At 56.9% G+C, this 24,911-nt stretch carries 22 protein-coding genes and 1 riboswitch; of the genes, 17 read left to right on the forward strand and 5 right to left on the reverse strand.

The genetic code is table 11. The annotated features are described in order from the left end of the window. Window positions 1-58: 58 nt before the first annotated feature. From C173_RS18120 to C173_RS18130, 3 genes are read left to right on the forward strand one after another with little or no spacing between them, the layout of a single operon-like run. A complete protein-coding gene (locus C173_RS18120; RefSeq protein ID WP_036727099.1) occupies window positions 59-1,546 on the forward strand; it encodes a DEAD/DEAH box helicase in 1,488 nt (495 codons plus the stop codon). Then, the gene (locus tag C173_RS18125; protein WP_036701580.1) at window positions 1,543-2,289 is read left to right on the forward strand and encodes an ABC transporter ATP-binding protein; all 747 of its coding nucleotides are present in this window, start codon (window positions 1,543-1,545) and stop codon (window positions 2,287-2,289) included. The genes C173_RS18120 and C173_RS18125 overlap by 4 nt, the downstream gene beginning before the upstream one ends. 1 nt (window position 2,290) lies before the next feature. Continuing rightward, entirely contained in the window at window positions 2,291-3,511 is a 1,221-nt protein-coding gene (locus C173_RS18130) for an ABC transporter permease (RefSeq protein WP_036727101.1), read from the forward strand. A gap of 211 nt (window positions 3,512-3,722) precedes the next feature. Here the strand turns inward: C173_RS18130 and C173_RS35010 are convergent, their stop codons facing one another. After that, window positions 3,723-3,836, reverse strand: coding sequence for a YjcZ family sporulation protein (locus tag C173_RS35010; protein WP_209875980.1), 114 nt, complete (start codon window positions 3,834-3,836; stop codon window positions 3,723-3,725). Window positions 3,837-3,989: 153 nt separating this feature from the next. Further along, window positions 3,990-5,291, reverse strand: coding sequence for an aminotransferase class I/II-fold pyridoxal phosphate-dependent enzyme (locus tag C173_RS18135; protein WP_036727167.1), 1,302 nt, complete (start codon window positions 5,289-5,291; stop codon window positions 3,990-3,992). 224 nt (window positions 5,292-5,515) lie between these two features. Between C173_RS18135 and C173_RS18140 the strand changes: the two genes are divergently transcribed. From C173_RS18140 to C173_RS18150, 3 genes are all read left to right on the forward strand, one after another. Next, window positions 5,516-6,301: a helix-turn-helix domain-containing protein gene (locus C173_RS18140; protein ID WP_036727103.1), complete on the forward strand. Its 786-nt coding sequence runs from the start codon at window positions 5,516-5,518 to the stop codon at window positions 6,299-6,301. Between the two features lie 426 nt (window positions 6,302-6,727). After that, window positions 6,728-7,477, forward strand: a complete 750-nt coding sequence (gene gpmA, locus C173_RS18145; protein WP_036727105.1) for a 2,3-diphosphoglycerate-dependent phosphoglycerate mutase — start codon at window positions 6,728-6,730, stop codon at window positions 7,475-7,477. 172 nt (window positions 7,478-7,649) lie between these two features. Then, window positions 7,650-8,159 carry a DUF2569 domain-containing protein gene (locus tag C173_RS18150; RefSeq protein WP_162174702.1) on the forward strand — a complete coding sequence of 170 codons (510 nt, stop codon included), beginning with the start codon at window positions 7,650-7,652 and terminating at the stop codon, window positions 8,157-8,159. A 173-nt stretch (window positions 8,160-8,332) separates the two neighbouring features. Here the strand turns inward: C173_RS18150 and asd are convergent, their stop codons facing one another. Then, a complete protein-coding gene (asd, locus tag C173_RS18155; RefSeq protein WP_036727108.1) occupies window positions 8,333-9,124 on the reverse strand; it encodes an archaetidylserine decarboxylase in 792 nt (263 codons plus the stop codon). Window positions 9,125-9,214: 90 nt separating this feature from the next. Beyond that, entirely contained in the window at window positions 9,215-10,312 is a 1,098-nt protein-coding gene (locus C173_RS18160) for a YheC/YheD family endospore coat-associated protein (protein WP_036727110.1), read from the reverse strand. Between the two features lie 220 nt (window positions 10,313-10,532). Between C173_RS18160 and C173_RS18165 the strand changes: the two genes are divergently transcribed. From C173_RS18165 to C173_RS18185, 5 genes are all read left to right on the forward strand, one after another. After that, entirely contained in the window at window positions 10,533-15,647 is a 5,115-nt protein-coding gene (locus C173_RS18165) for a WIAG-tail domain (protein WP_036727112.1), read from the forward strand. A gap of 353 nt (window positions 15,648-16,000) precedes the next feature. Next, window positions 16,001-16,846: a glycosyltransferase family 2 protein gene (locus C173_RS18170; RefSeq protein ID WP_235191941.1), complete on the forward strand. Its 846-nt coding sequence runs from the start codon at window positions 16,001-16,003 to the stop codon at window positions 16,844-16,846. Then, complete coding sequence (locus C173_RS18175; RefSeq protein ID WP_051478157.1) at window positions 16,843-17,835, forward strand: glycosyltransferase family 2 protein; 993 nt, start codon at window positions 16,843-16,845, stop codon at window positions 17,833-17,835. Before C173_RS18170 ends, C173_RS18175 begins: the two co-directional genes overlap by 4 nt. After that, complete coding sequence (locus C173_RS18180) at window positions 17,832-18,569, forward strand: glycosyltransferase family 2 protein (RefSeq protein ID WP_036727116.1); 738 nt, start codon at window positions 17,832-17,834, stop codon at window positions 18,567-18,569. The genes C173_RS18175 and C173_RS18180 overlap by 4 nt, the downstream gene beginning before the upstream one ends. Before the next feature lie 47 nt (window positions 18,570-18,616). Then, window positions 18,617-19,348 carry a sugar phosphate nucleotidyltransferase gene (locus tag C173_RS18185; RefSeq protein ID WP_036727118.1) on the forward strand — a complete coding sequence of 244 codons (732 nt, stop codon included), beginning with the start codon at window positions 18,617-18,619 and terminating at the stop codon, window positions 19,346-19,348. An 897-nt stretch (window positions 19,349-20,245) separates the two neighbouring features. Here the strand turns inward: C173_RS18185 and C173_RS18190 are convergent. After that, window positions 20,246-20,770: a GNAT family N-acetyltransferase gene (locus C173_RS18190; protein WP_036727120.1), complete on the reverse strand. Its 525-nt coding sequence runs from the start codon at window positions 20,768-20,770 to the stop codon at window positions 20,246-20,248. A gap of 275 nt (window positions 20,771-21,045) precedes the next feature. Between C173_RS18190 and C173_RS18195 the strand changes: the two genes are divergently transcribed. The 6 genes from C173_RS18195 to C173_RS18220 all read left to right on the forward strand — a co-directional run bounded on the left by C173_RS18195 (window position 21,046) and on the right by C173_RS18220 (window position 24,773). Next, window positions 21,046-21,339 (forward strand): nucleoside-diphosphate sugar epimerase, encoded by a 294-nt coding sequence (locus C173_RS18195; RefSeq protein WP_081751236.1) that lies wholly within the window; start codon window positions 21,046-21,048, stop codon window positions 21,337-21,339. 33 nt (window positions 21,340-21,372) lie between these two features. After that, entirely contained in the window at window positions 21,373-21,708 is a 336-nt protein-coding gene (locus C173_RS18200) for a hypothetical protein (RefSeq protein WP_036727122.1), read from the forward strand. After that, window positions 21,705-21,992 carry a hypothetical protein gene (locus C173_RS18205; RefSeq protein WP_036701531.1) on the forward strand — a complete coding sequence of 96 codons (288 nt, stop codon included), beginning with the start codon at window positions 21,705-21,707 and terminating at the stop codon, window positions 21,990-21,992. The genes C173_RS18200 and C173_RS18205 overlap by 4 nt, the downstream gene beginning before the upstream one ends. 19 nt (window positions 21,993-22,011) lie before the next feature. After that, complete coding sequence (locus C173_RS18210) at window positions 22,012-22,401, forward strand: hypothetical protein (protein WP_036727124.1); 390 nt, start codon at window positions 22,012-22,014, stop codon at window positions 22,399-22,401. Between the two features lie 189 nt (window positions 22,402-22,590). Next, a complete protein-coding gene (locus C173_RS18215; protein ID WP_235191942.1) occupies window positions 22,591-23,118 on the forward strand; it encodes a GNAT family N-acetyltransferase in 528 nt (175 codons plus the stop codon). 157 nt (window positions 23,119-23,275) lie between these two features. Beyond that, window positions 23,276-23,374, forward strand: a riboswitch (purine riboswitch). A gap of 61 nt (window positions 23,375-23,435) precedes the next feature. After that, window positions 23,436-24,773, forward strand: a complete 1,338-nt coding sequence (locus tag C173_RS18220; RefSeq protein ID WP_036727125.1) for a 5'-deoxyadenosine deaminase — start codon at window positions 23,436-23,438, stop codon at window positions 24,771-24,773. Window positions 24,774-24,911: the final 138 nt, after the last annotated feature.

A 24,911-nucleotide genomic window follows, 5' to 3' on the forward strand; every position in this document is an offset into this window, starting at 1 on the left:
AGGCCTTTTTGGCATATAATGAACATATTATCTTAAGTGAAAAGGATGAAACCCTATTATGAATAAAGCTTCTTTTGCGGCTATCGGCATCCAGGAAGACCTTGCTGCCCGATTGTCTGAATTCGGCATCACTGAACCATCCCCTGTACAGGAGCAGACGATTCCGCTTCTGCTGGAAGGAAGAGATGTTCTGGCCGCATCCCAGACAGGAACAGGCAAGACACTGGCTTATCTGCTGCCGCTGCTGCAAGGGATTAACCCGGACTCGAAATCGGTGCAAAAGCTGGTGCTGGCCCCAACCCAGGAGCTGGCCATGCAAATTCTCCGTGAAGCGGAGCGCTACGGGGCACACCGGGGCATCCGGGCCATGGGACTGATCGGCGGGGCGGCGATCAAGCGCCAGATTGACAAGCTGCGGGAGCATCCGCATCTGGTGGTAGGCACCCCGGGACGCATACGTGAGCTGATCGGGCTGCGCAAGCTCAAGATGCACGAGGTGAGCACGATTATTCTCGATGAGGCAGATCAGATGTTCCAGCTTAGCGGTGCAGGCGAAGTGACGAAGATCGTCAGCAGTGCGCTGCGTACGCGGCAGCTGGTCATGCTGTCAGCCACCATTGGACCGGAGACCCGTCTGCTGGCAAACCGGGAAATGAAGAATCCGGCGGAGGTGGGCATTGATCCGGAGATGATGACCGCAGCGAGCCTGGAGCATCACTATGTGGTGTGCGAGGAGCGGAACAAGATCGATATGCTGCGCCGGGTCATCCGCCACTACAAGCCGGACCGGGCTATTGTGTTCGTGAACGCTACGGAAGACATCGCTGAAGTGACCGCGAAGCTGAACCATCTGGGGCTTCCGGCTGCTGCGCTCTATGGAGATGCGGACAAGGTGACGCGCGCAAACGTGCTGACCCGCTTCCGGGACGGCAAGCTCAAGGTGCTGGTCGCCAGTGACGTAGCGGCGCGGGGCCTGGATATTGAGAATCTGACGCTTGTCGTCAGCTTCGATCCGGCCTTTGACTCCGAGCACTATGTCCACCGTGCCGGACGGACCGGGCGCATGGGCAAACGCGGCTTATCCGTAACGATCGTTACGGAGCAGCAGACGTTCATCATGCGCAAATTCGCCCGCGAGCTGGATATCCAGCTGGACGAGCGGGCCATGGCCTTCGGCAAGGCGCTGGCGGAAGGCGAGCGCAGTGATTTAGGCGGCGGGGGCGGGAAGGAGCGCCGCGAAGGGCCTGAACCGCGCGGCGGCATTGCGCCGCGCACCGGCAAGCCGCAGGTGCGGACCTCGGCGGCTGGAACAGCAGCCGGAGGGACGGGCGGCGATGCGCCGGCAGGCCAGCCGGGCGCAGCGGCTGGCGGCAGTGGCGTTACGGCGCGGCACGAGCAGCACCGGCCGGGAGTGAGCGCCGGCACGCGCAGCGCGGCGGGGCCCGGCGGCAAGGCCCGCAGCAATGCGGAGCGGGAGCAGAACCGCAAGAATAAGGGAGCCCCGAAATGGCTCAAGAACAAAACCCCGAGAGGTGACGGTCAATGAATACAGCTCCCGTATTGGAAATTACGGGCCTCAGCGGAGGCTACAGCCTGAACAAGCCGGTGCTGCATGACATCGGCCTGCAGGTGCAGCCCGGTGAGATGGTTGGGTTAATCGGACTGAACGGTGCAGGCAAGAGCACTACGATGAAGCATATCCTGGGGCTGATGTCCCCGCATAAGGGTGAGATTACGGTACAAGGGAAGACGCGCAGCAGCGATCCTGAGAGCTACCACAGTGCGCTGTCCTTCGTGCCGGAGTCCCCTCTGCTCTATGAGGAAATGACGGTTCGTGAGCATGTAGAATTCACTGCCAGAGCGTATGGCGTGGAGCGCAGTGATTATGAATCACGCACCAGCCAGCTGGCTGCACTCTTCAATATGGAGGACAAGATGGATACCTTGTCCTCCCATCTGTCCAAAGGCATGAAGCAGAAGGTGATGATTATGTGCGCGTTCGTAGCGCGCCCGGCCCTGTATGTCATCGACGAGCCGTTCCTCGGCCTCGACCCGCTGGGTATCCGCTCCCTGCTGGATTTCATGCTGGACCTGAAGAAGTCCGGAGCTTCAATTCTGCTCAGCTCGCATATTCTCTCTACGATTGAGAACTATTGTGACCGGTTCATTGTGCTGCACGGCGGTAAGGTGATAGCGGAGGGAACCCTCGCCGAGATGACCGCGAAGGCCGGGCGGCAGGGCTTGAATTTGGAGCAGCTGTTCTACGAGCTGGTTCAGGGAGGGAAATGATATGGATTTGAAGGAGCTGCGCCGGCAGCGGCGCAGCCGGTTCACAGGAAGCCTTGTCCCTTATATGGGATATATCATACAGAGCGGTGTCGCCATGGTGTTCCTGCTGGTGCTGATTATTTTCTCCGCCTGGTACACAGCGCTGTTGCGCGATATTCCGCCTGGCATACCGATCCGCTGGATTATGTTCGTCCTGCTGGTGCCCGCGGCGGTACACAGCAGCTTCCGGACATATCTGCAGACCCCGGATACGATCTTCCTGCTGCCGCAGGGCCACCGGATGAGAGAGTATTTCGCCCCGTCCTGGGTCAGCGGCAATGTGTGGAAGATTCTGCGACTGGCCTTTATCCTCATTACATTATGGCCGCTGTACATACGCACCGAGGAGTCTCCCCGGGGGCTACTGGGTACCCTGCTGGTGCTGATTCTGGTCAAGCTGTTATCCAGCTACGGGTTATGGCGGGAGACGGCGATGCTCTCCCGCCCCGCTGCGGCAGGCTATAACCTGCTGCGCTGGGCGGTCGGCGGTCTAATGGTCGGGGCATGGCTATGGCAGCCGTCCATGCGCGCCCTGATCTTCATCCTGATTCTGGCCGCAGCCTATGCGGCCGCGCTGGCCGTTCCCGGACGGCATGCTGTTCCGTGGGAACGCCTGATCACCATGGAGAAGAACCAGGGGACCCGGGCGCTGATGGTCCTCGGCTGGTTCGTCGATGTTCCGGGACGCGAGCAGCGGGTCTATGCCCGCCGTTATCTGTCGCGTTGGGGCAGCGGGCTGAGTTGGCAGCGGGATTCAGCCTACCGGTTCCTCTTGACCAAAAGCTTCGCCCGGGGTGACGTCTTCGGCATCGTCCTGCGGATGGCTGTGCTGGATCTGTTCCTGGTGTGGATGATGAAGGACGGCTATCTCGGCATTGGCATCTATGTATTCTTCCTCTTCCTGATGGGCATTCAGCTGACGGCGCTGCGCAAGCTGCACAGCGAATCGTTCTGGCTGACCGTCTACCCGCTGCCGGAGGGCAGCAAGGGCAAGGGAACGATCCAGTTTGTATTCCGGGCCCATCTGGTCCTGGCGCTGCTGACCGGATTGCCGCTCCTGCTTCAGGCAGGGCAGCGCCCGCTGGAAGTGCTGGCGACCTTCGCCTGCGGATTCCTGCTGGCGTATCTGTTCAAGGCGTACTCCACTCGCAAGGAAGCGCGTATGGATGAAGACGACCTGTAGAACAGATTGCAGCAGCCGACAAGGCGTACCCGCAAGCGGGTGTGCTTAACACAAATGGCCTCAGACTCTCGCAGATGCGGAGTCTGAGGCCATTTTCAGAAGGAAAGAATGTATAAAAGGGAATCCCCTCTTCATATCAGGTGGAGCAGGGAATGCTATAACACGTGGATCGGAGAGAGCACGCAGCTCCCTCCAGGGGACTCACTCCCTGTTAGACAAAGAGTGAACGGCTGATGATGACAAGCAGGATAAAGAGAACCAGAATCGCTCCAGTGCTTGTGAACCCGCCGCCGTATCCGTATCCGCCTCTAACTTCTTCGCTCATGTTCATTCCCCTTTCGCGTGTGAGTTGTTGTACTTGAGTACATCGTATTGTATGTGCGGAGGGCAGAACGTGTATAGGCCAATGCCGTAGCACCGGGCAAAAAAAATCAGCCCCGGCCTTCCGGGGCTGACGCAGGTATGCAAAGGCGGATGATCAGGCCTTCTCCAAATCACGGATGCCCGCATAGACCAGATCGAACAGATCTTCCAGCTGATCCTCCTCGATACAGGAAAAGGCAATGCGCAGGTCGCTCTCGCCAAGGGCGATGGTGCCCAGGCCGTAGGTGTGAATCAGATGAAGCCGCAGATCCTCCGCAGAGACGGTAAAGAGCTTCAGGCACATGAAGTACCCGGAGTTGAACGGATAATACGTCCATACATCATCGCCGTATTTTCCGCTGTCCAGCAGCGCCTTCACTTTGTTGGCCCGGCCTTTCATGATGAGGAATTTCTCTTCCTTCTGGGCTGAGAATTCCGGCGCCTTCAGCGCGTCCAGTACGAAGGTCTGCGACGGATGCGCGCCGCTGGAGATGGTGGCACGGATAATGCCCAGGGTTTTTTGTTCCAGCGCAGCCAGCAGCTCCTTGTTCTCCGAAGCGTAGGTGATGAAGCCGACGCGGAAGCCCCAGACGAATTCTTCTTTGGTGGCTCCGTCAATCTTGACCGCCAGCACGCGCGGATGCAGATTCGCCAGCTTGCCGAACAGGGATTCCTTGAGTGAATCCTCGAAAAAAAGTCCGAAATAAGCGTCATCGCTGACCACTACCACATTAACGCCTTCTTCGGCAGCACGCAGGATAGCGGCAACAATGGCTTCGCCTTCTGCAAGGCCTGGCGTATATCCGGTTGGATTATTCGGGAAGTTAAGGAGGACGATGGCTTTGCCGCGGTCCTTCTGGGCCAGCAGGGCATCCAGCAGCCCTTCGCTGTTGAAGCTCATGTCCTCCGTGAAGAGCGGGTAATTCACGGTTTCGGTCTGGCGGCGGATGCCGAAGGTCAGCTCGTAGTTCTCCCAGTTTTTGTCCGGATAAATAACGGCATCCCCTGGCTCTGCGAACAGATCGGCAACGATGCTAAGCCCGTGGGTCAGCGCATTCGTTACGACAGGATTGCTGAAGGACTTGCCTTCAAGCGACGGATTCTCACGCAGCATCTTCTCCCGCCATACGGAGCGCAGCTCCGGCTTGCCTGCTGGAGGCGCGTAGCCATAGAGGTCTTTGGGACTGTAGGCGGAGAGTTTATCCTGGATCACACCAAGGTGCATCGGCAACCCGTTCTCCGTAGCGATTCCGATGGTGGCGTTATACTTTTTAGCATGAGCCGTTGCCTCTGCGGATTGGCTCAGAATCCCCTCTTTGGGAAAATAGATCGCTTTACCGAGACTCGAGAGCATATCGTATACATGTTCATTGCCTGCCTTGATGCTGTCATTCAATTGTCCAGCCAGTGGATTCATCAGTTTCATCCTTCCGGTATTCTTCTGGGATATATACGCTAACATTGCCTAACATTATAACACCGTGGATTGCCCCCGTCACTTAGGAATGCTGCGTTTTCATAAATAGTTTTGGAAACGAAGCGGCGTCCCGTCCCCATGCGCAGCCCAGAAGATGTACAAATGGGAACCGGACAAGGTATTATGAAAAGTAAGCTTAAGCTATATCTATAGGAGGGAATCATATGCTGCATGCATCGCCATCCTCTTTTGTAATCCTCCCGGCTCTGGCGAAGATTGTCTGTGAACCGGGCTGGAAGTGGCAAAAAAGAGAGAAGCCGCTGCAAAATTACGATTTATTCTACGTCTGGAGCGGGGAGGGGACTGTTGTGCGCGGAGGAGTGCCCTATCAGGTAGGGAAGGGAAGCTGCTTCCTGTTCCGCCCGGGGGATTATACCAGCGCCACACATAATCCGCAAAAGCCGCTTGTGCTTACATATATTCATTTCGATGTTGCCGAAGAGGTGACCGAGGTGCCGGCGTTCTACCACGAGCTAAGTGAGACGGTGGAATTCGAGCATCTGCTGGCCCGTTATGTCCGGCTGTTCCTGGTGCAGACCTACGCTGCGGAGGAGGAGGGCCGTCTGATTCTGAAGCAGCTCATGATTCATCTGCTGCGGCAGGATCAGGCAAGGCCGGTCGAGCGCCATGTCAGCAACCAGCTGGCGGAGGTGATCCACGAGGTCGCCAACTATGTCAGCCAGCATCCCGGGGCGGCGCACCGGGTAGAGGATCTGGCCGCCCGTGCAGGGCTGTCCCCTCGCTATTTCTCGATCAAGTTCAAGGAGATAACAGGCTCCTCGGTCCAGTCCTATGTGATTCGCGCACGGATCGAACGGGCTCAGCATCTGCTGCTGTATGCGGGCATGAACGTCACAGAGGTGGCGGATGCGCTCGGCTACAGGGACATCTTCTTTTTCAGCCGCCAGTTCAAGCAGCATACCGGGAAGAGCCCATCGGAGATTCGCTGAAGCGGCGGGGGAGTATTGTGCTGAGTGTGGTATAGGTGCTTCGGGTGCTAGATGTGCTATATGTGCTATGTGCGCCATCCGTGCTATGTGTGCTGTGTATGCTACGGGTGCTAGATGTGCCGTATGTGCTATGCGTGCCATGTGTGCCATCCGTGCTATGCGGACCGTGAGGGCCTTATTTTGTGAAAAAGTCACTTATTCCCCCTGCTGCGGACTCAGGAGCCGTTATCAGGCTGATTGGGCCGAAATGGAGGCGTATGGGCTAACTTAAGAGCATCTGAGTCCGCTTGCCCTGCGTGATCTGGCAGAATCACTGAAATAGCGGCTCTCCAGTCCGCAAGGCAGGCATGAAGTTGAAGCGGACACTGCGCTGTGACAAAATAAAGGAAAGCGCAACAAAATATACACGGGAGAAGGAGAATACTTATGTACGAAATAGTCCTGATACGGCATGGAGAGAGTGAATACAACCGGCAGAATCTGTTTACGGGCTGGAGTGATCCTGATCTGACGGAGAAGGGTGTTGAAGAGGCGAAGAAGGCGGGCAAGCTGCTGAAGGATGCCGGATATACCTTCGATCTGGCATTCGCCTCGGTGCTGAAGCGTTCGATCAAGACGCTGAACTATATCCTGGATGAGATGGATCTGCTGTGGATTCCGGTGCAGAAATCCTGGAAGCTCAATGAGCGCCATTACGGTGCATTGCAGGGCCTCAGCAAAAGTGAAACCGCACTTCAATACGGTGAGGAGCAGCTCCATATCTGGCGGCGCAGCCTCTCGGTCCGCCCTCCGATGCTGGAGCCGGATGATCCGCGTTATGCCAGACATGATATCCGTTACAAGGAAGTGCGTCCGGGTGACATCCCGCGCGGCGAGAGCCTGGAGGATACCGTCCACCGGGTCGGGGATTTCTGGACCAACCGGATTGTGCCGCTCATCCGCAAGAAGGAGCGGGTTCTGATCTCGGCGCACGGCAACACGCTGCGGGCCCTGATCAAGTATATGGAGGATATCGACGAGACCGCGCTGCTGGATCTCAATATCCCGACCGGCGTTCCGCTGGTCTACAAGCTCGATGACGATGTGAAGCCGATCAGCCGCTTCTACCTCGGCGAACCGGAAGAGGTGCAGCAGAAAGCCCGCGAGGTGGCGAATCAGAGTAAGGTTACGGAGTAACCGGAGCGGCGCTGTGCCCAGCATAGCTTAGCGTATATGATAATAAAGGGAGTATTCCAGCCGTCATAGGGGGTTGGGATACTCCTTTTTTATGAAACATAATTTGTAGTTGAGTATAAGGGGGATTATGTATATTCTTGTTAAGGTTATACTATATGAGGAGGAACAAATTGTGGAAATCAATGTACAACCGTCTTCACCCCCAAACTATCCACCGCTACGCCCGTCAGGTCTCGGAGGCTGGCTGGTGCTGGTGCAGATCGGATTAATCGCAACGTTAATTCAAGTATCGTATCAGCTGATTAACTACAATATTCCCAGCTTCAGCCAGGAGTATTGGGGGATTCTGGCTTCCCCGCAAGGGGAAATGTACCATCCGCTCTGGGCGCCGGTGATTATATTTGAAGCGGCTGCGAACGGAGTGCTGCTGTTGCTTACTGTTTTTACTTTGATTTTGTTTTATCAAAAAAAGGCACTTCTGCCGCGTATGATGATTATCCTCTATTCCGTCAACCTGCTGATAGGGATTATTGATTATGTGCTCGTGATGAATATTCCCGTTGCCAGTGAGCTGGAGGATGGAAGCAGTATGCGCGATCTGATTAGAGCGTTATTCACCTGTGTGATATGGACAGCCTACTTCCGGAAATCGGAGCGCGTAAGATACACCTTTATCCGGTAAAAAAGCCTGGCGAACGCAACCTATGCGCTAACCCGGAAGCTTCATTTATAGTTCAAAAAAACCCGTCCAAGGTACACAAATTCGTGTCCTTAGGCGGGTTTTGTGCTGTGCGGAAAGTGTAATCCTGTCCTATTATCAGTTGTGACGTTCGTGCAGGATCAGGTCCGGCAGAACTAGACCGGCCGCCGCATCTCTCCCAGCAGCTCGCCCATCTTCACCTTCGTATCCGGGGCCAGCCCGGGGCGCGGGGTGAAGGTGCCGCTCTCCATCAGCAGGACTACCGTGGAACCGAATTCGAAATATGCCAGGTCGTCGCCGCGCTGCCATTCTCTGGCTGCCTCATCGGTGTAGCGGATACTGCTCACATTCATTGCGCCTACCTTGACCACGGCGGTCTCGCCATAGCTGCCGGCTATATAAGTAATCAGCCGTTCGTTACGGCTCAGGACACTCTTCATATGGCGCATGCCGAAATCATTCACGGGGTAAGCCCGTCCGCGGATATAATCGCTCTCCCTCAGCTGTCCGGTTAACGGGGAGTGAATCCGGTGATAATCGGTAGGGCTTAAGTAGAGGACGAAATAATAGCCTTTCTTGTACAGTTCGAGGTGTGGCGAGTGATTAAGCAAATCCTCCAGCGTATAATCCTGCCCCTTCACATTCATTATCGTGCCGCAGTTGATTTCGCCCATTGCCGTAATCATCGCGTCTACAGGACTGGCTACGGCATGCTCACCGCTGGCCACCGGGCGCATCCCCGGCTTCAGGCGGCGGCTGAAGAATTCATTCAGTGTACGGTATTCTCCGGCAGCCTTCTCCGCCTCGGCGGCAGGAATCTGATAGGAACGAATAAATACCGGAATCATAAGGCGGCTGAGTCTGCTGTGGGATAAAGCCCCCATCAACCTGGAAAGCCATCTGTGCGAGGATAGCTCGGTCATCAGCCGCAGCAATTGTTTAACCATGCCCATCTCCCTTCCATCATGCAGCAGTGTTATCCTGTGCCAAGGGACTCCACCCGCTCTGCATTATATTGACATAGAATAGGAGACAAATCAATAAGAGTTCATTCTTAATGCTTCTTCGTACAGATATCTGGCATAGCCCATAGGCTGGCGGTAGCTGTCTTTCCATACCCCGCGCAGTCCGGCCTTCTGGAAGCCGTAACGCTGGTCGCGCCCGTTGCATTCAATGAAATACAGCTGTCCGTGCTTCGTGACACCGATGTCCAGACCGATATCGGCCAGCCCCGGCAGACTCTTCTCCAGCTCACGGGCGAGGGCGAGACTGAGTGAGAGGACGGACATACGGATTCTGGCTGCCTCTTCTCCAGGGAATGCCTGCTCCAGGGCAAAAGAGGACTTCAGGGCTTCTCCTCCTCTGGCAATGTTCGATACAAAGCCGCCTGGAGCGGCGAGCTTGGCGAACAGGCCGGTGACCTGCCACGCTCCGCCCCAGCCCCGCTGTACCGTAACACGCAGGTCAAAGGGGCGTCCGTTAATCTCTGCCAGCGGAATCCGTTCCTGGACCAGATAGGGCACAGAAGAGAGCCGGGCGCGGAGGACACGGGGAAGGGCGTCCGGGTTAACGGATCTGCTAACCTTGCGTCTTGAGCCAGAGAGAGAGTAGCTCCAGAGCCAGCGCCCTTCGCCGCTGCGGGTGAGCCGCATCACGCCGTTACCCACGCTGCCCCGGCAAGGCTTGAGGATCAGATCCGGGTAGCGGTTCATCATCTCCCTCAGGCCGGAGAGTCCGCTTGCAGTGACCGGCAGATAAGCTTGCAGTTCGCGGCTGTGCTCCAGCAGGCCGTGAATCTGATCCTTGCCGTAGCGGTTGCAGCTGTTATAGACCTGAATTCCCTGCCGGAGCAGGCGCTCGACTCCAGTGCTGCGGGGATCATAGATTGCCCGGTTGTGGATGACCTCCGGCGTAGGGACGATTTGTCTGCGGTAGCCTTGCAGACCTTTCTTCATATAGACACTGCTGAAGCCGGACGCTACGTCGATGTCGGACAGCTTCACAAAGCAAGGGGTTAATCCGTATGCAGCGGCGGCCTCTTCATAGTTGGCCAGAGATTCCTGTCCGGTTTTTAACCGGGGAACGCCCCCGTGCATAGCGGCATTTAGCAGTATCCCAACGAGCTTTTGCCCCATGTTCGTTCCTCCTGTTATCTTGAAGTACTTCCCGGCTGTTTTTATGTCTCCTGTCATTGTATGTATGTACGTGCCCGTAAGGGTTGGACGGATGCGCGGCGGCAGATGCCCTTTTTTGAAAGGAGAAGATTGGATTACCGGCTAGGGGAAGGGTGTCATCCGCCCATGCTGCTGCATATGATGCCTAGAAGATACAATAGATGGAAGGAGGAGACTGCTTGTGAAGAGTCCCAAACGAAAACAGCAGCGCAGTTCCAAAAGACCGCTCTATTACGTGGATAATCCCGATACGACTGAACTTAGCATGTTGAACAGCAGTCCCAAAACACAAAAGAACCAGGAATTGGAATGGGTGGAAGTGGCAGAGGGGGAAGACCTTGCCCTGCAGGTGAGCGGGGTGGAGATGCTGGAAGTGACCGCGCCGCTCCAGCAGACTGTGCCTGCACCGGAGGGGAATCAGGGAGCGGTGACGGAAGAGGGGCGCCAGCAGGAAGGCCCTGCTGCCCTGCTAGAAGCGGAGGTAACAGCTCCGCTGGAAAAAGAACGCCTGCAGCCCGTATACACCGATGATCTGTCCGATGGCGCCGTCACCGGTGCCAAGATTGCTCCACGGACCATTGACGGGTCCAGGCTAAAGCATGGCATCATCGGCACACCCTGGCTGCAGGACTATGCAGTGCAGAGCATCAACCTTGCGGACCGGGCGGTTACCTCCTCGAAGATAGCGCCGGAGTCCGTTACCGGTGAGCATCTGGCGGAGAGCAGTGTCAGCGGGGGCAAGCTGCTGGATCACTCCATCGGCGGCGAGAAGCTGAAGGATGGCAGCGTCGGTCCGGAGAAGCTGGCAGACCGGATGATCAGCGGAGGACATATTGCCGATGGTGCCATCAGCAGCCGGCATCTCAGTGAGTTCATTATCACAGCGGAGCTGTTGGATGATGGGGCAGTGACTGGTGAGAAGATTCTCAGCAGCAGTATTGACAGCCGTCATCTCAGTAACGGCAGTATTGACCGCTCTAAGCTGGCTGACGAAGCGGTGTCCGCCGACAAAATCGCCGATGGCGAGATCAGCGGTGTCAAGCTGGGTGATGCAGTGATCGAGAGCCGTCATGTGGGGGAAGGCGTCATTACCGCGAGGCATCTGGCCCCGGGTGCCATTGGACGGGAACAGCTGGCGGCGCGCCTGATCGGCAAGGAGCAGCTTCAGCCCGGTATTATTGAGAGCGGGCATCTCGCAGATGGGGCAACCGGGTCCCGGCAGATCGCGGCGAAAGCTATCCGCAGCCAGCACATTAACCCGGAGAGCATCCATGCCGACCATATTGCCGAAGGTGAAGTTGGCAGCCGTCATCTGGCAGACCGCAGTATTTCTTTTGTGAAGCTGGCGGACGGCGCGGTAGGAACTGCACAGCTGATAGAGCAGGCGGTCACCTCTTCCAAAATTGCGGATCAGAGCATTCTCGCTCATAAGCTGGCTGACGAAGCCGTGATGACGCGCCATATTGCGAAATCTGCCGTGCGCAGTGCGCAGATTGCCGCGCAGGCTGTCACTTCGGCTCATCTGCAGCGCGAAGCTGTGGATAATTCTCATTTGGCTGCAGAATCTGTAGGCTCTGCCCAGCTGCAGGAGCAATCCGTCCTGACCGGCCATCTAGCCAAAGGGGCAGTTACGGAAGAACAACTGGGGTATGAATCCGTTACAGGAGAGCATATTAGCCCCCAGAGTATTACCGCAGCCAAGCTGGCGGACGGCAGCATCATTACCGCCAAGCTGGCCATGGGCGCGGTCGGGAGTACGATTCTGGCAAAAGAAGCGGTCAGCGGTGAGCATATTGCGGTCTGCGCCGTGGAGGAGAAGCACCTGGCGGATGGCAGCATCAGCGGGCGGGTGCTGCAGGAGGAGGCTGTAGACGCCAGTCATCTGGCATCCGGCGCCATCGAACGCCGGCATTTGGGAGACAGCAGTGTGACTTCATCCGCGCTGCAATCCGGTTCGGTAACGGCAGATAAGCTGTCCTCCGGTGCCGTCAAGGAGGCTCATCTTACTGCTGCGATTGTACAGCCGCATCATTTGGCTGACTATGCCGTCACTTCGCTGAAGCTATCGCCGGAGAGTGTCTCAACGGATAAACTCGGTGATCTGGCCGTCACTTCCATTAAGCTGGCGGACGGCAGTGTAAGCGCGGAAAAGCTGGCAGCCTCAGCAGTGCAGACTGAGCATCTGTCGGCAGGCGCGGTCGGCCCGGATTCGCTTAAGGATACGTCTGTGCAAGGCAGACATTTGGCGGCTGGCAGCGTGGGCGGAGCACATATCCGGCCGATGTCGATCGGCAACGGACATCTTATTCCAAGCTCTGTCTCATCGATCCAGATTCAGGATGGCAGCATCAGCGGCACCAAGCTGGCCGAGGGGGCGGTAGCTTCCCGTCATCTCACTCCTGGCAGTGTAGGCGGAAGCGAGCTGGCTGAGGCCTCAGTGGAAGGGCGGCATCTCGCGGATGGAGGCATTAGCCTGGCGCATCTGGCAGATGAGGTCCGCAGTGCAGACCTACTGCCCGACGGAAGCATTGGCGCAGAGAAGCTGGCAGCGGGTGCTGTAGAGTCGGTTCACTTGGCTGAAGCGAGTGTTCAGGCCGTTCATTTGGCGCAGGCAGCGGTGGAAGCCCGGCATATCGGTGCCGGAGAGATTACGCTGGCCCATCTGGCCAAAGAGACACGCAGCGCGGATCTTCTGCCGGATGGCAGCATCGCAGGCAGCAAGCTGGGAGCGGGAGTGGTAGGGGCCTTCCATTTGGCTGCAGGCAGTGTGTATGGCGGCCACCTGGCTGCGGATGCAGTAAGCAGCCGGCATATCCGCGCCGGCAGCATTCAGCTCAGTCATCTGGCTTCCGATACGCGGGGCGCGGACCTGCTGCCGGATGGCTGCATAGGCGGAAGCAAGCTGGCTGAAGGCGCAGTGGATTCGCAGCATCTCCAGCCGCAGAGTGTGGACGCAGAGCATCTTGCTGGCGGAGTAATTCAGGAGCGTCATCTCGGGGCGGGGATTATCCGGCTGACGCATTTGGCTGAGGAAACGAGGAGTGCGGAGCTGCTGCCGGATGGCAGTATAGGTGGAAGCAAGCTGGCTGAAGGCGCAGTGGATTCGCAGCATCTCCAGCCGCAGAGCGTGGACGCAGAGCATCTTGCAGACAGAGTAATTCAGGAGCGTCATTTGGGCTCAGGGATTATCCGGCTGGCGCATCTGGCTGAGGAGACGAAGAGTGCGGACCTGCTGCCGGATGGCAGTATAGGTGGAAGCAAGCTGGCCGAAGGCGCAGTGGATTCGCAGCATCTTCAGCCGCAGAGCGTGGACGCAGAGCATCTTGCCGGTAGAGCTATCCAGGAGCATCACTTGGGCTCAGGAATTATCCGGCTGGCGCATCTCGCGGAGGAAACCAGAAGTGCAGAGCTGCTGCCGGATGGCAGTATAGGTGGAAGCAAGCTGGTTGAAGGCGCAGTGGGTTCGCAGCATCTCCAGCCGCAGAGCGTGAACGCAGAACATCTTGCAGGCGGAGTAATCCGGGATCGCCATTTGGCGCCGGGAATTATCCGGCTGGCGCATCTCGCGGAGGAAACCAGAAGTGCGGAGCTGCTGCCGGATGGCAGTATTAGTGGAAGCAAGCTGGCCGCAGGTTCTGTGGGCTCTATCCATTTGGCTTCCGGCAGCATCTACGGAGGTCACCTGGCGCCTGAAGCCGTGGATAGCTGTCATATCCGTCCCGGCAGCATCGGCCTGGAGCATCTGGCCCAGGATGCCCGGACCTCTGAGCTTTTGCAGGATGACAGTATTACAGGGGGGAAGGTTGCTCCTCACAGCATTGGAACCAGGCATCTGGCGGAAGGGGCAGTGGGAAGCTCAGAGCTTCAGGATGAGGCGGTGGATGGTTCCAAAATCTCTTCCTTTGCCATTCAGTCCCGGCATCTGGAAGAAGACAGCGTGCAGAGCTACCACATTGTTCAGAATGCGGTGAGCGGGGATCATCTGGCGCCTGATTCAGTGGATAGCAGCCATCTCCGCGCGGGCAGCATCCAGCGTGAGCATCTGGCCGAGAATACGCTGACCTCCGAGCTGCTGGGTGAGGGCAGCATAGACGGCAGTAAGCTGGCGCCAGGAGCGGTGGGCTCTAATCATCTGGCTCCGGGCAGTATCTACGGAGGCCATCTGGCTCCCGGAATCGTTGACGGACGCCATATCCGTCCTGGTAGTATAGGCCTCGAGCATCTGGCCGGGGATGCGCTGACCTCAGAGCTGCTCCCGGACCATAGTGTGAACGGAGAGAAGCTTGCGCTTCACAGCGTCGGCACCGGGCATCTGGCTGAAGGTGCGGTAGGCAGCACTGAGCTGCAGGACGAGGCGGTGAAGGCTGCCAAAATCGCTTCCTTTGCCGTCCAGTCCCGGCATCTGGAAGAAGACAGCATCCAGAGTCATCATATTGCTCAGGGTGTAGTGAACGGAGATCATCTGGCGCCTGATTCAGTGGATAGCAGCCATCTCCGCGCGGGCAGCATCCAGCGTGAGCATCTGGCCGAGGGCACACTGACCTCCGAGTTGCTGGGTGAGGGCAGCATAGACAGCAGCAAGCTGGCGCCAGGAGCGGTGGGGCCTAATCATCTGGCTCCGGGCAGCATTTACGGAGGCCATCTGGCTCCCGAAATCGTTGACGGACGCCATATCCGTCCTGGTAGTATAGGCCTCGAGCATCTGGCCGGGGATGCGCTGACCTCCGAGCTGCTCCCGGACCATAGTGTGAACGGAGCGAAGCTTGCGATTCACAGCGTCGGCACCGGCCATCTGGCTGAAGGTGCGGTAGGCAGCACTGAACTGCAGGATGAGGCGGTGAAGGCTGCCAAAATCGCTCCCTTTGCCGTCCAGTCCCGGCATCTGGAAGAAGACAGTATCCAGAGCCATCATATTGCTCAGGGTGCAGTGAACGGGGATCATCTGGCGCCCGGATCAGTCAATGCGGAGCATCTGTCCTTCCATCCGGTGCAGAGTGTCGGGAACCGCGATGTTTTGCAGCAGTTCGGGATGACGGCGTTCATGTTCAATGGTGAGGCGGAGAGTGTGGAGGTAACGGTTTCTTTTGACGAGAGCTTCGGCCATACCGGCTATGTGCTGGTTGCCATGGCTAACCAGCCGTACTTCCATGCCTCGCTTAAGAACAGAACGGGCGGAGGAGCGACGATTGAGGTGGTACGGCTGCGCGAGACCCAGCATTTCTATGGCGTGCTGTCGTGGATTGCGCTCGGTACTCCGCTGGTCAAACCTGCTGTGGAGCATCGTGCTTTTGATTGATTGAGGGCAGAATAGATTGTACATGAGGCGCAGCCGTGGGTTGCGCCTTTTGTGCATGATTACGCCAGCATTTATAGGCTTCACGCTATTCATTTCTGCTAATTGTACAAGCAGGGAGGCCGGGAGAAGTGTTGTAGCTGCTTTAATATACTCCTGTTGCTGATGATCGGAAGTGTTCCTCCTCCTGTAAGCGCTCTCCTGTGGCGGCCTATTGCCGGGTGGAGGCGCATAGCGGCATTTGTCCAATTATCTGCGCTCAGGGAGACACTTGCCGTTACCGGGGGTGGCGGGATACATAGACTATGGTGTAACCCTCAGCCCGGGAGCAGCCCTGTGAAGGAAGGTGGATGAGCATGAAAAGAAAAGGAGCATCTGCCCGCCGCACGGGGCGGCGGGCAACCCGGACAACAAGGCGGCCGGTGGCAAGGCCGGTACGGCCTGCTGTACTGCCGCCTGCGGTGAATCATCCGCAGCCTGAGGTGTCGGTTATTATTCCGGCCATGAATGAGGCGGCGACGATTGCCGCAGTGATTGCCGGAGCCAGAGGCGTTCATCCCCGCTGTGAGGTTATTGTGATTGTTAACGGTTCTGCGGATCAGACCGCAGATATTGCGCGCTCCTGCGGAGCTAACGTAATTGTGTATGAACAGCCGCTCGGACACGATGTCGGGCGAAGCGTAGGCGCGGAGGCGGCAAAGGGAGCGGTTCTGCTGTTCACAGACGGGGATCTGGTGATCCCCGCCTCGCAGCTGCGTCCCTTCGTGAACGCGGTAAGCGGCGGAGCGGATCTGGCCTTGAATGATTATTCCGGCCCGGTCCGCAGCAGATTTCCGCATCCGGTGGTGTTATCCAAGCATGTGCTGAATCTTCTGCTCGGAAGGTCTGAGCTGAAGGGCTGCTCCTTGACCGCCGTTCCTCATGCGATTAGCCGCAGGGCGCTGGATGTTCTGGGCAGCGGTCTGCTGTCGAGGCCGCCGCTCGCACATGCGCAGGCGGTACTGGAGGGCCTGGTGGTGACGGCGGTGCATAACGTGCCTGTGGGCAGGATGAATGCGGTCCGCCGGAAGCACAGCGGCAGTGATCTTCTGCAGGAGGCTATCCTCAGAGACCACCTGGATGCTGTAGCAATGGTGCTGGAACGCAAGGGCGGCCGGGCAGGCTTCGGGGACGGCATCCGGCGAAGGGAGATGGTGAGATGATGGGAGCGCGGGAAGTATCCGTCAGCGGCCGGTCTTCAGCGGGGCGTACTGCGCCTGGAGGCAGTGGCTCTACAGGCCGCGCCGCCAGACGCAGCGCAGTAGTACGTGGAGGCGCGGCTAAGCGGCGGTCCGCGAAGCGCCGCAACAAGCCTGCGGCGGCGGGCCCTGGCCTCTCCCGGTCCAAGCGGAAGCCCGCTTCCGGGCGGCGGACCCTGGCCCTGCCGACATCGCAGGGTTCGCTGTCGGTCATTATCTCGGCCAGGAATGAAGAGCAGACGTTGCCGAAGCTGTTGGAGCAGGTGGAACGCCTGAAGCCGCAAGAAATTATTGTTGTGCTCAATGGATGTAATGACCGCAGCTTTCAGCGGACCCGGCTATGTGCTCAGGCAAGTATAGTGTACATTCCGGAATCTGCCGGACATGATGTGGGACGTTCTCTTGGCGCCAAGCTTAGCCGGGGAGATATCCTGTTGTTTCTGGACGGCGATATGGTGATCTCCGCCGGGCAGCTGTCCTCTTTTGTGGCTGCGGTGGACCGGGGGGTGGATGTGGCGCTCAATGACCTTGATCCGCTGCTGCCGCCCTTCGGGCTAAGTGATGCGGTTACCCGCTGCAAGCTCTACCTGAATCAGGTTCTGGGCCGCCCTGATCTTGGAGCAAGCTCCATGACGGCGGTTCCGCATGCCTTATCCCGCCGGGCGCTGGAGAGAATCGGCTACCGTGAGCTGATGGTGCCGCCTCGGGCGCTGGCGCTCTCCATTCTGGGCCGCCTGCGGGTGGAGAAGGCCGGAGGGGTGAATGTGATCAAGCAAAACCGGCTGCGACAGGGGAACACGGGAGCCGGGAATGCCATGGAGCAGCTGATTGCCGGTGATCACGCGGAAGCCCTGGTCTGTGTGATTGCCCACCAGCAGAGCAGCGGGCAGCTGTCGGCCGATAATTTGCTGGAGCACCGCCGGCAGATTGCCGCCTGGAGGAACGCGCTATGACAATGACGAGCATTATTATTCCTACGTATAACAGGCTTGGGCTGCTGCGTTCCTGCGTCGAATCGATCAGAGCGCATACCCGGTCTGCCTATGAGATTATTGTAGTGGACAATGCCTCGGATGATGGTACCGAAGCCTACTGCCGCGCCAGCAAGCTGACGTTCATTTCCCTCCCGGAGAACCGCGGTTTTCCGCTGGCCTGCAATATTGGGCTGCAGCTGGCTGCGGGGGAGGAGCTGCTGCTGCTGAACAATGACGTCATTGTGTCGCAAGGTTGGCTGGATAATCTGAAGAGCGCCTTGTACAGTGCCTCCGATATAGGAATTGTCGGACCGGTGACGAATTATGCCAGCGGACGGCAGCAGGTACAGACCGGCTATACCGATATTGCAGGGTTCCATGCCGAGGCGCTCCGGGCCAATATTCCTGATGCAGCGAAGTGGGTGGAGACCCGAAGGCTTGTAGGTCTGTGCTTTTTATTCAAAAGACAGCTTATGGACGCGATCGGCCTGCTCGATGAACGATTCTCGCCGGGCCATTATGAGGATGACGATTACTGCTACCGTGCCCGGCTGCAGGGATACCGGCTGCTGATTGCCGGAGATTGCCTGGTTCATCATGAAGGCAGCGCCAGCTTCAAGGAGGTCTATTCCGCCTCATTGCAGGAGCTGGTGGAGCGCAACCGCAGGTTTTTTATAGAGAAGTGGCAAGTGGACCCGGCGCAGTTCATCTGAGGCCGCTGGCCGAAGGCAAAAGACGTAGAGAAAGAGGAGGAACGTAAGTGAAAGGAGTCATACTGGCAGGCGGAACAGGAACAAGGCTATACCCGCTCACCCGGCTGATGAACAAACATTTGCTTCCGGTCGGCAAATACCCTATGGTGTGCTACGGGATTGAGCGGCTGCGCCAGGGGGGGATCACCGATATTCTCCTGGTCATCAGCAAACAGTCCGCAGGACAGTACACTGACTTTTTGGGCAGCGGTGCGGAATTCGGCGTATCCCTGACTTACAAAATCCAGGAGGCGGCAGGCGGCATCGCGGAAGCGCTGGAGCTGGCGGAAGGATTCATCCTGCCGGGGGAACGGTTTGTCGTACTACTGGGGGATAATCTGTTCAAGGATAGTCTGGAGCCTTACGTGAAGAGTTATCTGCAGCAGCCGGCGGGGACCGCGAAGGTGCTCCTGAAGCCTGTCGAGGATGCGCGCAGATACGGGGTTCCGGTGTTTGACAGCGCCGATGCCTCCCTGATTGCTTACATTGAAGAGAAGCCGGAGCAGCCGAAGACGAAATTCTGTGTTACAGGCATATATATGTACGATGAAGCTGTATTCGATATCATCCGCCGGATTTCGCCTTCCCGAAGGGGCGAGCTGGAGATTACCGATGTGAACAACCTGTATGCTGTAGAGCGCAAGCTAAGCTATGATGTGCTGCAAGGCTGGTGGAGCGACGCGGGAACCTTCCAGTCTCTGCGCGAAGCCGGAGATAAGCTGAGAGATACGCTGCCCTGAGGGGCGGCTTTTTTTTGGAAATAGAATTTATATGTTTCACACGATAACTTATCCTTCTATTTCTCGCCGAAACGGTACTGTCCATTAAAAGGACGGCAAAGCCGTTTCCGCTTGGTGGGGGCGATTAATGTAGGGCGGCGGAGAGGTGGGGAAGGGAATAGTAATTAGTTGGTCTACATAGGAAGAGATTGAGGATGGTAGGAAACTTGAATGGTCAAAGGTAACTAAAGGGATAAATCCCTCTGAATTTGCCGGGAATGGGCTGGCGGCTGGAATAAAAGGGATAAATCCCTCTGAATTTGCCGGGAATGGGCTGGCGGCTGGAATGAAAGGGATAAATCCCTCTGAATTCGCTAGAAGTGGGCTGGAAGCTGGAATGAAGAGCACAAATACACTTGAATCCGGAGAAAGTTGGCGTTCGGCGGAAATGAAGAGCACAAATGCCCCTGAATCCGGCAAAAGTCGGGGTTGGGCGGAAATGAAGAGCACAAATGCCCCTGAATGCGGAGAAAGTCGGCGCTGGCCGGAAATGAGGAGCACTAATACCCTTGAATCGGGCAAAAGTCGGGGTTGGGCGGAAATGAGGCACAAATGCCCCTGAAACCCGCCGCAAGCGGGCGCAGGGATCCAAAGTCGTTCGAGCTGCCCCGATGGGCAGTGCAGCAGCCAGCTCATCGCCGCCAGCTTACAGCCTCAGCTTAACGTCTTCAACTCATCGCCGCCAGCATGCAGCCTCAGCTTAACGTCTTCACTCATCGCCCCCAGCTAGCAGCCTCAGCTAAACGTCTCTACTTATTGCCCAAGCATGCAGCCACCAGCATATCGTTCGCAGCATATCGCCCCAGCTAGCAACCTTCAGCTCAACGCCCTCAGCTAAACGTCTTCAGCTCATCACCATCAGTCACTGGCTGGCCGGGCGATTCGCCACCAGAATAAATCCTCGGTCTCGCGGTACAGCTCCGCACCCAGGTGCTGCAGGACACGCTGGGAGGCGATGTTGTCCTTCTCGGTATCTGCAATGACCCAGCGTGCGCCGGGATGGCCGAAGATCCAGGCGGTGATCTGCCGCAGCGCTTCTGTGGCATAGCCCTGGCCCCAGTATCTCTCGTCCAGGACATAACCAACGATGACCTCTCCTTGCTCGTTCGGGCGGCTTTTGAGAATCAGGAAGCCAATGAGCTGCCGCTGCTCCTGGTGGATGATGGCCCACATGGTCAGCCAGCAGTAGTTCTCTTCATCCTGTAGTACCTTCGCATGCCTGACCCGCAGCGCATAGCGCATCTCTTCATCGTCCAGCAGGGTTGCGGTTGCCGTCACGTTCAGGCCCAGCGCCTGCTCCAGCCCGGCGTAATTCTCTAAGGCTAACGCCAGCTCGGATGCGCTTAGAGGAGATAGGTCCAGGTGTTCACCTGTAAGTTTCATAGATTGCCTCCAGTTCTAATGTGGGTACATAGATGCGGACATACACCATTAGGAAGTATTTTCAGCCAAGCATAGTCTGCCGTCCTGTTCCTTGTCAATAATATGCTCCAGTTTGCAGCCTTCTCCGTACCTTGAAGCGGAAGCGGACACGGGGATTCGAACATTGAAATTAATGGTCATCTTGCGACATGTCCCAGCCCAACTTGCGGCGCTTCTCCGGCACCGTCAAGGCGGATGCCGCATATGCTGTAGCAGGGCGTTTGAGCAAAGGAGACATGAAGGTGCAGAGTAAAATTACAAAAGTCCTGCAGCACATGGCCCATACGCACGAACAAATGGCACGGATTCTCGACGCCGAACGCCACGTAGCCGTCCGTATGTCGCAAATAGTTCACGATCTGCCGGATGCGGACCCTGATTTCGGCGGATTCAGTGGGCTGGTGGAAAGCTCAGGCCAAGTCAACAAAAATATCATTGCTTATCTCAATGCACTTGCTGATCTTGAAGAGGCGATGGCTGAGGGAGTAGGCAGGGTCATCAAGGAATTAAACGGTCAGGAAGAAGAGTAAGGGTAACGTGTAACCTGAGCAAGGAGGCGGAGGATGAGCAGAGAAAAGGCATATCTGCAAATGCTGGAGTCGACCGCTGCCATCCAGTGGAACATCGCGATGATTCTCGAGGCCAAAGCGGTGGAAGCGGAAAAAGTGAAGCAGTGGACCCATCATCATATCCACGCTAGAGCGTTCGACTCCCACGAAGACCAGTTGAAGGAATCCATCTCTATTCACGAGGTAATCGTGGAAATGGTAGAGGGGCTGACGAAGCTGGAGAACGGGCTGTACAGCAATCTGAAGGCGGTGCTGGGCAGCGGGGAAGACGAGGGCGGCGATTTCGGCGGGGATGGCGAGGGCTTCAGCTTCGGGGACGACAGCAAATGAGCGGCGGGCTGCTCTCCGAACACGCCGTCAAGCTGGAGATGATCCGCTCGATCGCCCGCAGCCAGGCAGCGCTTGCAGCCATCCTCGAGAGTATTGCTGAAGTGACGGGGCAATCGGAGCTGACAGCCCGCAAGCTGAGCGACAATATCAGGATTCTTAGCGGGTACCAGAGTTCGATGTGCCGGATGATATCCGGTATTTCGCTGCATGAGCCCAAAGAAGGAGTGCCTGCAGCCCCCTGGCTGAGCAAGGTCTGCTCAGAGGGGACCGCCAGAAGTAGATGAAGTACAGGAGGCGTAGATGATGAAGAGAAAGAGACTGGGCAAGCTTGGTTCCACGGGCAAGGGCAAGAGACGCAGACCGCTGCTGTCACGGAAGACACGGATACGCAAAGGTCCCGGACGCAAATCGCGCAAGGGTCTGCCCGGTAAGCCGGGGAAGAAATCCCTGCAGCTGCGCAAAAAAAGAAGGCTACGCCGCCGGTTACGCAGGGTGCGCGCTGTGCAGGTCATACCGGCAATCGAAACACCATTGGTGCCGCAGGTGATTCCGCTCCCCCCGGAGCTGGGCGTCCCGCCGGAACTGCCGCCGGGAGACGCCTATCAGCAGGGCTACACCGAAGCATACAACGTGGGGTTCGACGCCGGTTTCGCCAAGGGCTTCGAGGACGGGCATAAGCTGGAGCTTGGCTGACAGAGCCGCAGGAACAGCAGCGGACCAGGGCTGCGGTTATATAGGGGCTGGCGCATATTGCGCCGCCCCTATAGCACATGGGGAACTTTGGGATAAGGTGCGCTCTCGGAATTTCCGGCCGGATATGGTAGACTTCTTAACAGAATCTTTACCGGGGTCACTATTCAGGCAGGAAAGCGGGGAACACACATGATGGGGAATGAGATACGAAGAGCGCGGAGTGAGGAAATCCAGGAGATCATGAATCTGATTGCCGAATGTGTACAAGTTATGCAGGCAGGCGGAAGCGATCAATGGGATGAAGGGTACCCTAACCGGGAAGTCATTAGTGAAGATATCGGTAAGGGCACCTTATTTGTCTGCCTGGAGCATGAGGCGATTGCCGGGATTCTTGTGCTGGATGAGAACCAGGCGGAGCAATATGCAGGCATTGAATGGGAACAGCAGCAGGGGCCGCATCTGATCATGCACCGGCTCGCGGTACATCCCGAGATTCAGGGCAGAGGGATTGCCCGGCGGCTGATCGCCTTTGCCGAGGAATTCGCCCGCAGCAGCGGGTATAGAAGCATCCGGCTTGATACATATGCGAAGAATGACAGGGTGCTTAAGCTGTATCCTTCGCTCGGGTATTCACAGAGAGGCGAGATTTGTTTTCCCGGCCGTACCGCTGCTTTTCCGGTGTTTGAGAAGGTGCTGCCAGATAACATGGAGAGATAACTTCTGCTTAAGTTAGTTAACATCACATTGAAGTCTGATTTTCTATTGTTAAAAATGTTGATTCATGCCCTAAACTCACTTTATCGAATAATAATGTTAACTTTAATAACTCTTATTGACATGAAAGTTGTCTTTGAACTATGATGGGATTATTCATAAGTAATTGAATAGTCCTTTTCGTATATCCTTAATAATTGGTTTAAGGGTCTCTACCGGGAACCGTAAATTTCTGGCTACGAAAATATGCTGAGGCATATTTTTGTGGCCTTTTTGTGTTACAGGCAGCCGGATATCAACAAGACTAGGGGGAGAAGACAATGGCGAATATCCTGATCAAGCATGCGGAGATTGTTACGATGAACAAGCAGGAGGACATTATATATGGCGATATCCGTATCAAGGGCGATCTGATTGTGGAGATTGGCACCGGCCTTGAAGGGAATGGGGATGAACTTGTCATAGACGCTAAGAAGCGGACGGTTATCCCCGGCTTTATCCAGACGCATATTCATCTGTGCCAGACGCTGTTCCGCGGCAAAGGGGATGATCTGGAGCTGATGGACTGGCTGCGCAAGCGGATCTGGCCGCTGGAGGCGGCGCATGACGAGGAGTCCCTGTACTATTCTGCCATGCTCGGCATTGGGGAATTAATCACCAGCGGCACAACGACCATCGTGGATATGGAGACGGTACATCATACGGATTATGCCTTCCAGGCGATTGCGAAGAGCGGTATCCGCGCGTTGTCAGGGAAGGTCATGATGGACCGGAAGAACCCCGATGCACCGGCGGCTCTGCAGGAGGAGACGGCGGCTTCGCTGCAGGAGAGTGTGGATCTGCTGGAGAAATGGAACGGATATGCGAATGGCCGGATTCAGTATGCTTTTTCCCCAAGGTTTGTCATATCTTGTACGGAGCCGCTGCTGCGGGAGGTGCAGAGCCTTTCGGCCCGTTACGGGGTGAAGGTGCATACCCATGCTTCCGAGAATCTGGGCGAGATCGAGCTTGTGCAGGCGATGACCGGTATGCGCAATGTCGTCTATCTGGATCACCTGGGGCTGGCTAACGAACGTCTGATTCTGGCTCACTGTGTCTGGCTGGATGAGCAGGAAAAGCGGATTCTGCGGGACCGCGGTGTTCATGTCAGCCACTGTCCGGGCTCGAACCTCAAGCTGGCCTCCGGCATTGCTGATACGCCTGGTATGTTAAATGACCATATTCACCTCAGCCTGGGTGCAGACGGCGCGCCCTGCAACAATAACCTGGATATGTTCAACGAGATGCGTCTGGCGGCAGTCATCCAGAAGCCCGCGCATGGCCCGACTATTATGGATGCCCGGAGCGTCTTTCGGATGGCGACCATCGGGGGGGCGAAGGCGGTCGGGATGGAGGATCAGATCGGCAGCATCGAGGTCGGCAAGAAGGCAGATCTGGCTATCCTTAACCTCTATAATTTCCATACCTTCCCCTCCTATGATGTGGACCCGATCTCGCGGATTGTCTACTCGGCCACCCGTGCCGATGTGGAGACAACGATGGTTGACGGTGAGATTCTTATGCACACAGGGCTGCTGAAGACCATCGACAAGGAAGTCGTGCTCCATGAAGCGAACCTTTCGATTAAAAGATTACTGGGCAGCGCGCGGCTATCCTGAGCGGTAGGGGCTCCACGCCAGTTGTTCCAGACAAACTGACTATAGTGACCGGAGGCATGATTGCAGCCTGGACCAGAAGCATCTCAGATTCAAACTGTAGCCATGCAGGGGACTTTGCGCCTCTGCTTTTTTTGTCCG

It is taken from the genome of Paenibacillus sp. FSL R7-277 (assembly GCF_000517965.1).
Lineage (GTDB): Bacteria > Bacillota > Bacilli > Paenibacillales > Paenibacillaceae > Paenibacillus_AQ > Paenibacillus_AQ silagei.